Raw genomic sequence first — 13,347 nt, forward strand, 5'->3', positions numbered from 1 at the left:
AGTCACGATGAGTTACGGATCGAGCGACCGGTACCGCGAGATGGAAGTGCAGGCGATGTCGCCGGCACAACGGCTGGTGGCGCTCTACACCCACCTCCTGGTCGCGTTGCGGCAGGCGCGCGGGCACATCGAGCGCGGCGAGATCGAGGCGCGCGGCGAGCGGCTCATCAAGGCCGAAGAGATCGTGCACGAACTGCTCTGCTCGCTGGATCGCGAAGCCGGCGGCGAGTTCGCCGACCGGTTGGCCGCCCTCTACGCATGGATGCTGGGGCAGTTCGCGACGATTCAAGCCAAGCCGAACCTCGCCCAACTCGACGCCGTCGTGACGATCGTCACCGAACTGCACGGGGCCTGGCAGGCAGCCGCCGCCCAGCTGGCCGGCGGGAACGCGGCGGCCTGATGCTGATCACGCCCGCCGAAAGCGAACGCGCCGCCCAGTTGCTGGCGGCGCAACTGGATGACCTGGCGCGGTATCGCCATGTCGTGCAGGCGCAGCGCGCGGTGCTTCGGATGGGCGATGCGGGGCTGCTGGAGATCTTCTCCCACGAGGCGGACGGCATCGTCGCCGACATTTCGGCGCGCGAGGTCCAACTGCTGGCGGTCCGGGCTGCCGTGCAGGCGGCTTCGCCCCACGTGACCGCCGGGCATCAGGTGGCCGAGCTGTATGCCCGGGTCGAGCGGGAACGGGCGCTGGCCTCCGCCGCCGCCCGTGATCTGGCCGCCCAGATGGGGCGCGAGGCAGTCTCGATCGCCCATGAAATCGCCGAGGTCAGCGGCCAAATTGACCGGGCCAACGGCGCCTATCGGGGCGCCGGGGACTCCGCCGCCCCGGTCATGATCGACCGTACGGGGTAGCTGCTCAGACTATCAGGGACTTGGCCGATAGTGTATTCAATGGCTACTCCCGCACCGACCGGTTACTCTGGAGGTCGTGTCGAGGAATGGGCCAGGGCGTTTCACCAGGGAAAGGAGGACGCAATGACGATCGAAAGTCTTGGCCGCTCCGGGACACCCCAGCCCGACCCACGCCGGGCCGACGCCGCCGCGAAGGGCGCCGCCGTCGCGGCGACGGGCGCCGGCACCGAACGCGCGCGGGCCGATGCGGCCGCCGCCGACACGGTGCAGTTGTCCCCCGAAGCGATTGCACTGGCCAGCGCCGAGATCCCCAAGGCAGAGATCGAGCCGATCCGTCTCCGGGACATCACCAAGAAGATCGCCGAGGGTCAGTACGAGGCACCGCCAACCTTGGCGATGCTGACCGACCGCATCATGAAGGAACTCCTCGGCGGCGCATGACCGCGAGGGTATTGAATGCAGGTCCACCGCACGGCGGGGCAGATGCCCCGCCGTGTTGCGTTACAGTCGGATGGTCAGCCCATCCTGCAGCGTGTTGCGGTAGGCGCGCCACGCCGGCACCAGCCCGACGAGAATCCCTGCCACCACCACGCCGGCCAGGTAGAACCACTCCAGCGCCTGCGGTGCCGTGATCGGGATGTAGACGCCGAAGTGCTCCTCGGCGAGTCCCTGCCCCACGAGCAGCAACGCGTACACGAGCACGACGCCGACCACTGCGCCGACGAACGCCAACAGCCCCGACTCCAGCACCAGCAGCGCCGCGATCCGCCCCGGCCCCGCACCGAGCGAGCGCAGGATCGCCATCTCGCGCCGCCGCTCCTGCAGCGTGCTGTAGAGCGCCACCAACATCCCGAGCAGCCCCACCAACAGGACCGCGCCGGTGATGATGCGTGCGCCGTCCTCGGCGTACCCGATCGCATGCCAGAGCTCGGTCAGCGCCACGGCCGGCAGGATCGCGGTGAGCGGCTCGACCTTGTCGGTGTTCATCTGCCGCTGCAACATCAGCGAGGCGGCGCGCGCCTTGGTGCCGAGGAGGAAGGCGGTGAGCTTGTGGCCGTGGGCGGCGTGTTCGTCGCCGCCGACGACCGGCGGCTCCGCACCGGGCATCGCCTGCACCCCAGGTGAGGGGGGCGGCGGTTCCGCGCCGGGCATGGCCGTGATGGCCGGTTCCGCCGCGGGGGCGGGGGCGGGCGCCGACGAACCCGGCCGCTGCAGCGGCGCGAACTTCGGCTGGGCCCAGCCATTCGGCGAGTCCTTCGGCATCCCCTCGTGCATCCCCTCGATCCCTTCGAGGCTGATGAACAACGAACGATCCACCGGCGTCGAGGTGCGGACCAGGATCCCGACCACCGTGAAGGGATGCTCCTCGTGATCGGAGATGCCGGTGCCGCGCAGGCCGTGCGTGAGGACCACCTTGCTCCCAATCGCCAGCTTGTGTGTCTTGGACACCTCGATGCCGATCACCACGTCGCGGTCCCCTTCGAGCAGGTGCCCTTCGGCGGCGGTGACCCGGCCATCGTTGCGGTACTTGTAGTGCTCGAAGAACGCCTGCGTCGTGCCGACCACGCGGTAGCCGTAGTACGAATCGCCGAGGGAAATCGGGATCGTCCACGCGACGGCCGGATGGCGTGACCAGCGCTGATAGGTACTCCACTCCACCGACCCGGCGGGCGCCCCCAGGCCGAAGATCGAGGAGAGCAGCAGCTGCTGCGACCCACCGCGCGCGCCGACGATCAAATCGGTGCCACGGATGGTGCCGGCGAAGCTCTCGCGGATACCGCGGCGCACCGTCTCGACGCCGACCAGCAGCGACACCGAGAGCGCGATCGACAGCACCGTCAGGATGGTGGTGAGCCGCCGGTTGCGGAGCGACCGCAGGGCAAGTTGCAGGGTGAGCATCTCAGCGCCCTCCGGCCGTGTTCAGCGTCGGCAGCGAGAGCACGCGATCGAAGCGGGCACCGAGCGAGAGGTCGTGCGACACGAAGAGCAGCGTCGCCTTCGCCTCGGCGCAGCACTCGAAGAGCAGCTCGAGGAAGCGGTCGCGCAGGTCGGTATCGAGCGCCGAGGTCGGCTCGTCGGCGATCACAAGCTCCGGTGCACCGATCAGCGCGCGCGCGGCAGCAACGCGCTGCTGCTGCCCAACACTCAGCTCCGTCACCGCGGTGTCGATCAATTCACCGAGCTCAAGCCGCTCGGCGAGTCGGCGTGCCTCCTGCTCGATCGGCGCCCCGCCGAGTCGCTCGCGTCGCAGCGCGTGCAGCCGGCACGGCAACGCGATGTTCTCCAGCACGGAGAGGTACGGGATCAGATTGAAGAGCTGGAAGAGGTAGCCGATGTGACTGCCCCGATAGGCATCACGACGCGACGAGTGCAGCCCGGCGAGATCCTGGCCGAGAATCGACACGCTCCCCGACGTGGGGTTCAGGACGCCGGCCGTGAGGCCGAGCAGCGTCGTCTTGCCGGACCCGCTGGGGCCATGCAGGAAGACGCGTTCGCCGGTGGCGATGGAGAGGTCGGCAATGCGAAGGACCTCGCGCCCGGGACGATACCCGAACACGAGGTCCTTGATGGCGACCGCCGTGGGGCGATCGCTCACTTCTTGGCGGGCGGCGCGTACGGCTTGCTGTCGATCCCTTCCATTTCGTAGTAGCTGGCACCGTAGACCGACTCGGTCTGCTTCAGGTGCAGGATCCCCTCGAACATGACCGGATCCCACCAGCCGATCTTGACCGTCTTGCCGCCCTTCATCTTGACGTAGACCATCTGGTTCGGCGGCGGCGGCGGCGTGTGGACGCAGGCGCCGAAGTACGGCACCAGGAGGAACTCGTCGGATTCCTGCATGTTGTCTTCGAGCGGGACGATGAACGCCGCGATCTTCACCAGCTTGCCGTCGAGCGCCTCGAGTGACGCCGGCGCCTTGCCGGTGTTCAGGTCGAGGCCGCCCAGGATTCGCCAGTCGACCAGGACCGGATCGGTCGCGAACGTCTCGGCGGCCACGACGGCCGGCGAGCCGGTGAAGACGATCGGGGCGGGACGAGCCGGGGCAAAGGCCGTCACGGACGCGAGCAGGAGCGAGGACAGGAGCATGGCAGTACCTCTCTGAGAACCATTTCGCAACAACAGCAATTGACTATGATACGTATGATCGCCGGAATAAGTTGCCTCGTTCCTCCCCCAATTCCAACTGCTCGGAGAAGTCCCTATGGCCCGTTTGACAGTCGGCCTCGGCCTGGTTCTCGGGATCGCCGCATGCGGCGGCTCCTCGACCCCGGCCACGACCCCCGCTCCTGCCGCGCGTCCTGCCGCGGCCCCTGCCGCACCGCCGGCGGCCCAGGCCCCGACGCCCACTGCCGCTCCGGCCGGCGCCCCGGGCGGGCGTGGCGCGGGTGCGCCGGGTGCCGCCGGTGGTCGCGCTGGTGGTGGCCGTGGTGGCCCGCCGGTCGACAGCACCAAGTTCGTGCGCACCACCCCGCCGGACGATCCGATCATCCAGAAGATGTTCGATGAAGGGATGACCAACGGTCAGGCCGGCAAGCTGGCGCAGGTGCTCTTCGACTCGATCGGGCCGCGCCTCACCGGGTCGCCGGGCTACATGAACGCCGCCAACTGGGCCGTCAAGACCTACGCCTCGTGGGGGATCCCGGCCGAGAAGCAGCAGTACGGCACCTGGAACTCGTGGCGCCGCGGGCACACCCACGTCGACATGATCGCCCCGCGCGTCCGCTCGCTCGAGGCGACGATGCTCGGTTGGAGCCCGGGGACCGGCGGCAAGGACGTCATCGGCGACGTGATCCTCTACCCGGAGACGAAGTCGCCGGAAGAGTTCGCCGCGTGGGCCAAGGCCAACGCCAAGGGGAAGTTCGTGCTGATCTCGGCGCCACTCGCCTCCTGCCGCATGGCGTCGCAGTGGACCGAGTTCGGCCAGCCGGGCGCCTCGCAGCAGCTCGCCGCGCAGAACAGCGTCGCGCGCGCCGCGTGGGCCGACCGCAGCAAGCAGGGCGGCAACATCAATGTCTGGACCAAGGAATACGGCGTTGCCGGCGTGATCGGGATGAACTGGTCGCAGTACCCCGGCATCAACAAGATCTTCGGCTCGCCGAAGCAGACGGTGCTGACGCTCGACGCCAGCTGCGAAGACTACAACCTGCTGTTCCGCCTGGCGCAGAACAATCAGGGCCCGAAGCTCCGCGTGAACACCGACGCTGAGTTCCTCGGCGAGCTCCCGATGTACAACGTCGTCGGGATGATCAAGGGCTCCGAGAAGCCGAACGAGTACATCCTCCTCTCGGCCCACTTCGACTCGTGGGACGGCGGCTCGGGCGCGACGGACAACGGCACCGGCACCATCACGATGATGGAGGCGATCCGCATCCTCAAGAAGGTGTACCCGAACCCGAAGCGCACCATCCTGATCGGGAACTGGGGCAGCGAGGAGCAGGGCCTCAACGGCTCGCAGGCGTTCGCCGAGGATCACCCGGAGATCGTCAAGGGGATCCGCGCCGGCTGGAACCAGGACAACGGCACGGGGCGCGTCACCTCGCTCGGCGCCGGGCCGGTCACCAACGCCACCGACAACCTGATCTCGTGGCTGCACGCGGTGCCGTCGTCGATCAGCGGCTGGGTGCGCCTCGGCGCCACGGCCTCGCCAGTCGGCCCGAGCGGCAGCACCGACGGCTGGACCTTCCAGTGCCGCGGCGCGCCGGTGCACGGCATGGGGGCGCTCGGGTGGGACTACAGCAACACCACCTGGCACACCAACCGCGACACCTACGACAAGGTCGTGATCGACGACCTCAAGAACAACGCGACCCTCGTCGCCATGCTCACCTACATGGCCGACAAGGACCCGAACCTCCAGGCCCCGCAGCTGATCAGCGTGAACCCGGCCACCCAGGCCGCGATCACCTATCCGATGTGCGGCACGAACAACTCGTCCAAGGCGACGCGGAAGAGCACGGATTCGGCGCGGTAAAAGGTCGTAGGTCGTAGGTCGTAAGTCATAGGTCGTAGACACAGAGAAGGGACCCCGACGCGAACGTTGGGGTCCCTTTTCGTTACGACTTACGACTTACGACCTACGACTCACGACCTACAACTACTCCTCTTCATCATCATCAAACGAGAAGTCCTCGTCGAAATCCTCGTCGAGATCATCCTCGTCGTCATCGTCATCGTCTTCGCCCTCTTCGCCGTCGAGTTCGTCGTCCTCATCCTCGAGGTCGAGATCATCCACGTCGAAAATCTCCTCACCATCTTCGTCAAACCGGCGGCGCATCACCGCAGTATCCAGCGACGCCTCCCAGGACGTCTCCCACGACGACATGATGTGCTCCTCCACGTGACCAGTTCCGGGTGATGACCAGTTGGGCCGGGTGACTACCATTTACGAGACGTCGACGCCCCGGTTCGCCGCACGCTGCACCTTCTTCCGTTCGGTGGCCTGCAGGCTCCGCTTGCGGAGCCGGATGTTCTCCGGCGTGACCTCGATCAGTTCGTCCTCTTCGATATACTCGAGGGCGTACTCCAGCGTGATCGGGCGCGGCGGCTCGAGCTGGATGTTCTCGTCGGTCGACGTCGTCCGCATGTTGGAGAGCTTCTTCTCCTTGCCGACGTTGACGTCCATGTCGCCCGGCCGCGAATTCTCGCCGACGATCATCCCCTCGTAGACCAGCTCACCCGGGGCGACGAACATCTGCGCCCGCTCCTGCAAGTTGGCCAGCGCGAAGCCGACGACCGGCGCCTCGCGGTCGGCCACCAGCACGCCGCGCTTGCGACCCGCCAGCGGACCCGCCCACAGCCCGTACTCCAGGAAACGATGGTGCATCATCCCGGTGCCGCGGGTGTCCGTCAGGAACTCCGAGCGGTAGCCGAAGAGACCGCGCGACGGGATCCGGAAGGTCAGCCGCACCATTCCCTGCCCCGGGTTCCGCATCTCGGTCATCTCGGTCTTCCGGGGGCCGAGCTTCTCCATCACGACGCCCATGTACTCCTCGGGGACGTCGATCGTCAACTCCTCATACGGCTCGAGGCGCTCACCATTCGGGCCGTCCTTCAGGATGACGCGCGGCCGGGAGACCTGGAACTCGTACCCTTCGCGACGCATCGTCTCCATCAAGATGCCCAAGTGGAGCTCACCGCGTCCGGCCACCGAGTGGGTGTCCGGCGAATCGGTCGGCTCGACCCGGAGGGCGACGTTCCGCTCCAGCTCCTTGAAGAGCCGGTCGCGCAGCTGCCGGGAGGTGACGTACTTGCCTTCGCGCCCGGCGAACGGCGAGTTGCTGACGATGAAGTCGACCGAGATCGTCGGCTCCTCGACGGCGATGCCGGCCATCCGCTCCGGATACTCGACCGACGTGAACGTCTTGCCGATTTCGAGGGTCTCGAAGCCCGACAGCGCCACGATCTCGCCGGCCTGTGCCACCGGCGTTTCGATCCGGTTCAGCCCGTCGAAGGTATAGAGCTTGGTGATCCGCCCCTTCTCGACGCCCGGCTCATCGGCCACCATCCCCGGCTCGCCCAAGGGGAGCAGGGAGACCTGGTCGCCGACATTGATGCGGCCCCGCTCGATCCGGCCGATCGCGATCCGGCCGATGAACGACGAGAAGTCGAGCGTCGAGACCAGCATCTGGAACGGCTTCTCCGGGTCGCCCGACGGCGGCGGCACGGTCTTCAGGATGGTCTCGAAGAGCGGTTCCAGCGTGGTGCCGGGCTGGTCGAGCTCCAGCGTGGCCGTCCCGGCGCGGCTCGACGTGTACAGGAAGGGGCAGTCGAGCTGCGCCTCCGTGGCGTCGAGGTCCATGAACAACGACAGCACTTCGTCGTGGACCCGCATCGGCTCGGCGTCCTGCCGGTCGATCTTGTTGATCGCGACGATCGGCTGCAAGCCCAGCGCCAGCGCCTTCCGGGTCACGAAGCGCGTCTGCGGCATCGGCCCTTCGGCCGCGTCCACCAGAATCAGCACGCCGTTGACCATGCGCAAGATACGTTCGACCTCGCCACCGAAATCCGCGTGCCCCGGCGTGTCGACGATGTTCATCTTCACGTTGTGCCAGGTGATGGCGGTGTTCTTGGCGAGAATGGTGATCCCCCGCTCTTTCTCGAGCGGGTTGGAATCCATCACGCGCTCTTCGACGTGCTGGTTGGCCCGGAAGGCGCCAGCTTGGCGAAGCATCTGGTCCACGAGGGTGGTCTTCCCGTGGTCCACGTGCGCGATGATGGCAAGGTTACGAATATCCACGACAAATCCTGTCCACGAGCCCGTCAGGTTACCTCAGGGCGCCATAATACCCGACGAGGGTGGGGGCCGCAAGGCGATCAGTGACGATGCGCCATGCCCCCCCGGAGGGGAGATGCAGCGTGGTGCTCGTGGCCGCACGCCTCGGCGCCACAGGCCTCCCCCGTCTCGAGCTGGATCGTGACGTGGCCGATACCCAGATCGGCCATCGCCCCCTCCATCTGCTTGAGCACCGCCGGGTGCCCCTCGAGGTCGATCGCCACCGCGTGGGCGCTCATCGCCACCAACCCCTTGGTGACGGTCCAGACGTGGACGTCGTGCACGCGGGAGACGCCCGCCACCGCCAGCAGCCGCTCCTCAACCTGGGAGACCTGCATGTGCTCGGGGACCCGATCCAGCAGGATCGTCCCACTCTCGCTGACCAGCCGCCACGCGCTCCGGAAGATCAGCACCGAGACCAACACCGAGATGATCGCGTCGGCCGGAAGCCAGCCGAAGAAGTGGATCACCAGCGCCGCCACAATGGCACCGACCGAGCCGAGCACATCGCCCATGATATGGAGATAGGCGCCGCGGACGTTCAGGTCATGGTGATGGTGCCCGTGCAGCACGCGGAGCGACGTGAGGTTGACGACCAGCCCGACGGCGGCGACCCACCCAAAGAGGACCGCGTCGATCTCCCGTGGCTGATGGAGCCGGTCCCACGCCTCGAGCGTGATGCCGATCCCGATCCCGAAGAGGGCGAGGCCATTCACCAGCGCCGCGAGGACCTCCCAACGGAGGTTGCCGAACTCGTGCGCCGATCCCTGTCGCCGCTGCGCCACGCGCGCACCGAACCACGCCAGCGCCAGCGCGGCCACGTCGGTCGCCATGTGGCCGGCATCGGCCAGCAGCGCCAGCGAATTGCTGATGACGCCGCCGATGATCTCGACGAGCAGGAAGCCCGCCGTGAGCGCGAGCACCGTGGCCAGCTTGCGACTGGTCATCCGGCCACCCGTCGCCGCACCGCTTCGGCATGCCCGAAGAGGCCCTCCGCCTCGGCGAGCGCCACGACGTGCGGCGCATCGGCCAGCAACTGCGCGCGGGAGTAGCGAATGAGCGAGGTGCGCTTCACGAAGTCGTAGACGCCGAGCGGCGAGGCGTAGCGCGCGGTGCCGCCGGTCGGCAGCACGTGACTGGGGCCGGCGATGTAATCGCCCACCGGCTCTGGCGTGGAGTCCCCGATGAAGATCGCGCCGGCATGCCGCACCAGCGCCGCCAACTCGTCCGGGTCACGCGTGACGATCTCAAGGTGTTCCGCCGCCCGCATGTTCGCGACGTCGGCGAGGGCGGCTCGATCGGCCACCAACACCACCAATCCGTTGTGCATCAACGAGGCACGCGCGACCTCGGCCCGGGGGGCCGTTGCGAGCGCCGCCTCGAGCGCGGCGGGGATCGCATCGGCCAACGCGCGCGACGTCGTGGCCACCCAGGAGGCGGCGTCTTCGTCGTGTTCGGCCTGGGCAATCAAGTCCGCGGCGATCAGGTCGGCGCGCGCCGTGTCGTCGGCGAGCATCAGCACCTCGGTCGGGCCGGCCACCATGTCGATCCCCACCTGCCCGAAGACCTGCCGCTTCGCCTCGGCCACCCACTTGTTGCCGGGGCCGACGATCTTGTCGACCCGCGGGACCGTCGCCGTCCCGTAGGCGAGCGCGGCCACGGAATGGGCCCCGCCAATCCGGAAGACCCGGGTGACGCCACTGAGGGCGAGCGCCGCCAGGACGGTGTCGTTGATCCCGTTCGGCGGGGTCACGGCCACGAGCTCCTTCACGCCCGCGACGACGGCGGGAATGGCGTTCATGAGGACGGAGGAGGGGTAGGCCGCCTTCCCGCCTGGCACATAGAGTCCGGCGGCGTCCACGGGGGTCACCCGCATCCCGAGCAGGGTGCCGTCGGGGCGTTCCTCGGTAAAGCCAGTGTCCCGTTGCCGCAGGTGGTAGCGGCGGACCTGCTCGGCGGCCCGCTCCAGGGCGGTCCGCACCTGGCCGGAATCCGCTCCAGCGCCTCATGGCACGCGGTGAGCGGCAATTCCCAGTCGGCGGGGCCCAGGGAGGAGCCGTCGAACCGCTGGGTGTACTCCAAGACCGCGGCATCGCCCCGGGTGGCCACGTCGGCGACGATCGCCGCGACGGCCTCCTGGGTGCTCCGATCGGTCGTGGCGAAGGAGGGGAGGTATGCCGAAAGCCCCGCCAACCCGAGGGGGGCGGTGGTGGCGTCGTACCGGCGGATCACCGCCCCATCTCGCTCCGGATGCCCGGACGCGCTAACCTTCGGCAGTATGGAACCCTCCACAAGCTGGACTTCGATCGCCGTCGGGCTGCTGTCGGTGATCGCCCTCGTGGGCCTCAACGCCTTCTTCGTCGCGGCCGAATTCGCCCTGGTCGGGGCTCGTCGGACGCGCCTCGAAGAGATGGCCGAGGCCGGCGACGGCAAAGCTACGCTGGCCCTCAAGGCGGTCCAATCCCTCGACCGCTACGTCTCCGCCACCCAGTTGGGGATCACCCTGGCCTCCCTCGGCCTGGGCATGATCGGCGAGCCGGCCCTGGCGGGGCTGCTGGAGCGCTTCTTCAGCGTGCTCCCAGCCGACCTGGCCGCCGTCGCCACCCACACGGTGGCGGTGGCCATTGCCTTCTCATTGATCAGCACCCTGCACATCGTCCTCGGTGAACTGGTACCGAAGTCGCTGGCGATTCGGTTCCCGGAAGACGTCTCCCGCTGGGTCACCGCGCCGCTGATCGGCTTTGCCTGGGTGATGCACGGCCCGATTCACGTCCTGAACGGGACGGCGAACCGCCTGCTCCGCCTGGGCGGGGTCGCCCCGGTCGACGGCCACGAGCGGCTCCACTCCTCCGACGAGATCCGGATGCTGGTCGAGCAGTCCGGCGAAGGCGGCTCGCTCGGCAAGGAGCCGGCTCGCCTGCTCGAGGGGGTCTTCGAGTTCAGCGAGAAGACCGCCGAAGAGGTGATGACCCCGCGGACCGAAATGAGTGCCCTCGAGGCGGATTGCACGGTGGAGGCGGCAGCCGACGAGGTCGCGGTCGCCGGCCGCTCCCGCTATCCGGTCTACACCGAGTCGTTGGATGAGATCGTCGGCGTGGTGCTGGCGAAGGACATCCTCCGCGCCGTCCGGCAGGCGCCGGGGACGTCGCTCCGCACCATCATGCGGGCACCGCTCTTCGTCCCGGGCACGCGCGAGGTCGAGGACGTCCTCTCCGACATGAAGAAGCTCAAGACGCATCTGGCCGTGGTGCTCGACGAGTATGGCGGCACCGCCGGCCTGGTCACGATGGAGGATCTGCTCGAGGAGATCGTCGGCGAGATCTTCGACGAGTACGATCCGGTGCAGGCCGCCGCCCTGGCCGCGACCGCCGACGGCTCGGTCGTCATCGAGGGGAGCACCACGATCGGCGACTTCAACAACCGCTTCGAGACCGACCTCGACGACAGCGACTACACCACGGTCGGCGGCTTCCTCTTCGGGCAGCTCGGTCGGCTCCCCAAGGTGGGCGATCGGGTGACGATCGGCAGCCACGGATTCGAGATCGCCGAGATGGCGGGGCGGCGAGTGGAGCGCGTTCGGGTCATATTGACCGCATGATGACTCGCTCTTCCATCGCCCCGGTCCCACCGGGGACCCTCGACCTGACCGGCCCCGCCGTCCGACGCCGTCGCACGCTGCAGCGCGCGGCCACGACCGTGCTCGAATCGGCCGGCTTCGAGGAGTGCATCCCGCCGACCTTCGAGTACGACGAAGTCTTCCTCCGCGCCGGTGGCCCCGAGATCGCCCAGCGGCTGCTGCGCTTCCCCGATCACGACGGCCGTCTTCTCGCGCTCCGGTATGACTTCACGGCAGCGGTGGCGCGCGTGGCGGCGACGTCGTTCGCCGATGTCGCGCCGCCGCTCCGGCTCTGCTATTCGGGGAAGGTCTATCGGCAGGAACCCGACCGAGTCGGCCGTCCGCGCGAAATCCTGCAGGTCGGCGCCGAGATGCTGGGGATGGCCGGAGTCGCCAGTGACGTGGAGCTGGTGCGGCTCACGCTCACGCTGCTCGCCGCGCTCGCCCCGGCCGACTATCAGGTGAACATCGGCCACGTCGGCGTGCTCGCCCCAGGCTTTGCCGCACTGCCGCCGGAACGGCGCAGTGAAGTGCGCCGCTGGGTCGATCGAAAGGATCGCGCCTCGCTCGCCCGGCATCTCGCCGGGCTCGACTCGCCCGCGCGCGAGCTCGCCTCGCTGCCGTTCGTCATCGGCCGCCGCGACGCCCTTGAGGCGGCGCTGCCGACGGCGCCGGCCGCGGTGCGCCCGGGGCTGGAGCAGCTCCTCGCCCTCGACGCGGCGCTCACCGACGACGAGCGCAAGCACGTCGTGTACGACCTCGGCGAGGTGCGCGGGCTCGACTACTACACTGGCATCCACTTCGAGGTCTTCGTGAGCGGGGCCGGCCACGCGGTCGGCGCCGGTGGTCGCTACGACGACCTGATGGGGCGCTTCGGCCGGCCGATGCCGGCGGTTGGTGTCTCGCTCGATGTCGACGCCCTGGCGGAGCTGATTCCATGAGCGGCGTCCTCCGGTTGGCACTCGCCAAGGGGCGCCTCTACGACGGTGCGGTGGAGCGCCTGACGCGCGCCGGCATCACGGTGGCGACCGATGCCGGCCGCCGCCTGCTGATTCCGACCAGCGATCCCTCGCTCGAAATCATCGTGGTGAAGCCGGGCGACGTCCCGGTCTACGTCGAGAGCGGTGCGGCCGACCTCGGCGTCACCGGCACCGACGTCCTGCGCGAGTCGGATGCGGATGTCCTCGAGCCGATGGACCTCGGCTTCGGGGCCTGCCGACTGGTCGTCGCCGCCCCGATCGCCACGAGCTACCCCTCGCTCCCGCACGGCCGCACCCCGCGCGTCGCGACGAAGTACCCGCGACTGGCGCGGCAGCACTTCGCCGCGATGGGCCGCGGCGTCGAAGTCATCATGGTGGGGGGATCGGTCGAAGTGGCGCCGCTGCTCGGCCTCTCCGACTGGATCGTCGACCTGGTCGACACCGGCAACACGCTCAAGGCGAACGACCTGACCGAGCGCGAGATCATCCTGCAGAGCACCGCGGTGCTGGTGGCCAACAGGGCATCGCAGAAGCTGAAGCTGGAAGCGCATCTCCGGTTGATGAGAATGTTGGCGTAAGGCCTGGAAAGTGTCATCCTGAGCGGAGCGACGGCGCAGCCGTCG

15 protein-coding genes are annotated in these 13,347 nt (G+C 68.4%); 7 read left to right on the forward strand and 8 right to left on the reverse strand.

Going from position 1 to position 13,347, the window contains the following annotated elements:
- The first annotated feature begins 7 nt into the window (after positions 1-7).
- The 3 genes from fliS to IPG05_05210 all read left to right on the forward strand — a co-directional run bounded on the left by fliS (position 8) and on the right by IPG05_05210 (position 1,296).
- Positions 8-400 (forward strand): flagellar export chaperone FliS, encoded by a 393-nt coding sequence (fliS, locus tag IPG05_05200; GenBank protein MBK6494481.1) that lies wholly within the window; start codon positions 8-10, stop codon positions 398-400.
- Complete coding sequence (locus IPG05_05205; GenBank protein ID MBK6494482.1) at positions 400-855, forward strand: hypothetical protein; 456 nt, start codon at positions 400-402, stop codon at positions 853-855. The genes fliS and IPG05_05205 overlap by 1 nt, the downstream gene beginning before the upstream one ends.
- 123 nt (positions 856-978) lie before the next feature.
- Complete coding sequence (locus IPG05_05210) at positions 979-1,296, forward strand: hypothetical protein (GenBank protein MBK6494483.1); 318 nt, start codon at positions 979-981, stop codon at positions 1,294-1,296.
- A gap of 60 nt (positions 1,297-1,356) precedes the next feature.
- Here the strand turns inward: IPG05_05210 and IPG05_05215 are convergent, their stop codons facing one another.
- From IPG05_05215 to IPG05_05225, 3 genes are read right to left on the reverse strand one after another with little or no spacing between them, the layout of a single operon-like run.
- A complete protein-coding gene (locus IPG05_05215) occupies positions 1,357-2,754 on the reverse strand; it encodes an ABC transporter permease (GenBank protein MBK6494484.1) in 1,398 nt (465 codons plus the stop codon).
- Between the two features lies 1 nt (position 2,755).
- On the reverse strand, positions 2,756-3,451 hold the full coding sequence (locus tag IPG05_05220; GenBank protein ID MBK6494485.1) for an ABC transporter ATP-binding protein: 696 nt from the start codon (positions 3,449-3,451) through the stop codon (positions 2,756-2,758).
- Complete coding sequence (locus IPG05_05225) at positions 3,448-3,942, reverse strand: DUF3299 domain-containing protein (GenBank protein MBK6494486.1); 495 nt, start codon at positions 3,940-3,942, stop codon at positions 3,448-3,450. Before IPG05_05225 ends, IPG05_05220 begins: the two co-directional genes overlap by 4 nt.
- A gap of 115 nt (positions 3,943-4,057) precedes the next feature.
- On the opposite strand from IPG05_05225, the gene IPG05_05230 reads away from it, so the two are divergent.
- A complete protein-coding gene (locus tag IPG05_05230) occupies positions 4,058-5,827 on the forward strand; it encodes a M20/M25/M40 family metallo-hydrolase (GenBank protein MBK6494487.1) in 1,770 nt (589 codons plus the stop codon).
- Between the two features lie 123 nt (positions 5,828-5,950).
- On the opposite strand, the gene IPG05_05235 is transcribed toward IPG05_05230, so the two are convergent.
- The 5 genes from IPG05_05235 to IPG05_05255 form a co-directional block, all read right to left on the reverse strand.
- Entirely contained in the window at positions 5,951-6,238 is a 288-nt protein-coding gene (locus tag IPG05_05235) for a hypothetical protein (GenBank protein MBK6494488.1), read from the reverse strand.
- Positions 6,239-8,092: a translational GTPase TypA gene (typA, locus tag IPG05_05240; GenBank protein MBK6494489.1), complete on the reverse strand. Its 1,854-nt coding sequence runs from the start codon at positions 8,090-8,092 to the stop codon at positions 6,239-6,241.
- 77 nt (positions 8,093-8,169) lie between these two features.
- Positions 8,170-9,075, reverse strand: a complete 906-nt coding sequence (locus IPG05_05245; GenBank protein MBK6494490.1) for a cation transporter — start codon at positions 9,073-9,075, stop codon at positions 8,170-8,172.
- The gene (hisD, locus tag IPG05_05250; protein MBK6494491.1) at positions 9,072-10,109 is read right to left on the reverse strand and encodes a histidinol dehydrogenase; all 1,038 of its coding nucleotides are present in this window, start codon (positions 10,107-10,109) and stop codon (positions 9,072-9,074) included. The genes IPG05_05245 and hisD overlap by 4 nt, the downstream gene beginning before the upstream one ends.
- Positions 9,995-10,360, reverse strand: coding sequence for a histidinol dehydrogenase (locus IPG05_05255; GenBank protein ID MBK6494492.1), 366 nt, complete (start codon positions 10,358-10,360; stop codon positions 9,995-9,997). The genes hisD and IPG05_05255 overlap by 115 nt, the downstream gene beginning before the upstream one ends.
- Positions 10,361-10,406: 46 nt before the next feature.
- Here IPG05_05255 and IPG05_05260 point away from each other — a divergent pair, with 46 nt between their 5' ends.
- From IPG05_05260 to IPG05_05270, 3 genes are read left to right on the forward strand one after another with little or no spacing between them, the layout of a single operon-like run.
- Positions 10,407-11,726, forward strand: coding sequence for an HlyC/CorC family transporter (locus IPG05_05260; protein ID MBK6494493.1), 1,320 nt, complete (start codon positions 10,407-10,409; stop codon positions 11,724-11,726).
- Positions 11,723-12,685, forward strand: a complete 963-nt coding sequence (locus IPG05_05265; protein MBK6494494.1) for an ATP phosphoribosyltransferase regulatory subunit — start codon at positions 11,723-11,725, stop codon at positions 12,683-12,685. The genes IPG05_05260 and IPG05_05265 overlap by 4 nt, the downstream gene beginning before the upstream one ends.
- On the forward strand, positions 12,682-13,302 hold the full coding sequence (locus IPG05_05270; protein ID MBK6494495.1) for an ATP phosphoribosyltransferase: 621 nt from the start codon (positions 12,682-12,684) through the stop codon (positions 13,300-13,302). Before IPG05_05265 ends, IPG05_05270 begins: the two co-directional genes overlap by 4 nt.
- Positions 13,303-13,347: the final 45 nt, after the last annotated feature.

The organism is Gemmatimonadota bacterium, from assembly GCA_016704275.1.
Classification (GTDB): domain Bacteria; phylum Gemmatimonadota; class Gemmatimonadetes; order Gemmatimonadales; family GWC2-71-9; genus Palsa-1233.

Coding starts and splice junctions, on each gene's coding strand:
- IPG05_05215 (MBK6494484.1), bottom strand. CDS start 2,754: ATGCTCACCCTGCAACTTGCCCTGCGGTCGCTCCGCAACCGGCGGCTC.
- IPG05_05205 (MBK6494482.1), top strand. CDS start 400: ATGCTGATCACGCCCGCCGAAAGCGAACGCGCCGCCCAGTTGCTGGCG.
- IPG05_05245 (MBK6494490.1), bottom strand. CDS start 9,075: ATGACCAGTCGCAAGCTGGCCACGGTGCTCGCGCTCACGGCGGGCTTC.
- IPG05_05225 (MBK6494486.1), bottom strand. CDS start 3,942: ATGCTCCTGTCCTCGCTCCTGCTCGCGTCCGTGACGGCCTTTGCCCCG.
- IPG05_05235 (MBK6494488.1), bottom strand. CDS start 6,238: ATGGTAGTCACCCGGCCCAACTGGTCATCACCCGGAACTGGTCACGTG.
- IPG05_05265 (MBK6494494.1), top strand. CDS start 11,723: ATGATGACTCGCTCTTCCATCGCCCCGGTCCCACCGGGGACCCTCGAC.
- IPG05_05270 (MBK6494495.1), top strand. CDS start 12,682: ATGAGCGGCGTCCTCCGGTTGGCACTCGCCAAGGGGCGCCTCTACGAC.
- IPG05_05260 (MBK6494493.1), top strand. CDS start 10,407: ATGGAACCCTCCACAAGCTGGACTTCGATCGCCGTCGGGCTGCTGTCG.
- fliS (MBK6494481.1), top strand. CDS start 8: ATGAGTTACGGATCGAGCGACCGGTACCGCGAGATGGAAGTGCAGGCG.
- IPG05_05210 (MBK6494483.1), top strand. CDS start 979: ATGACGATCGAAAGTCTTGGCCGCTCCGGGACACCCCAGCCCGACCCA.
- IPG05_05230 (MBK6494487.1), top strand. CDS start 4,058: ATGGCCCGTTTGACAGTCGGCCTCGGCCTGGTTCTCGGGATCGCCGCA.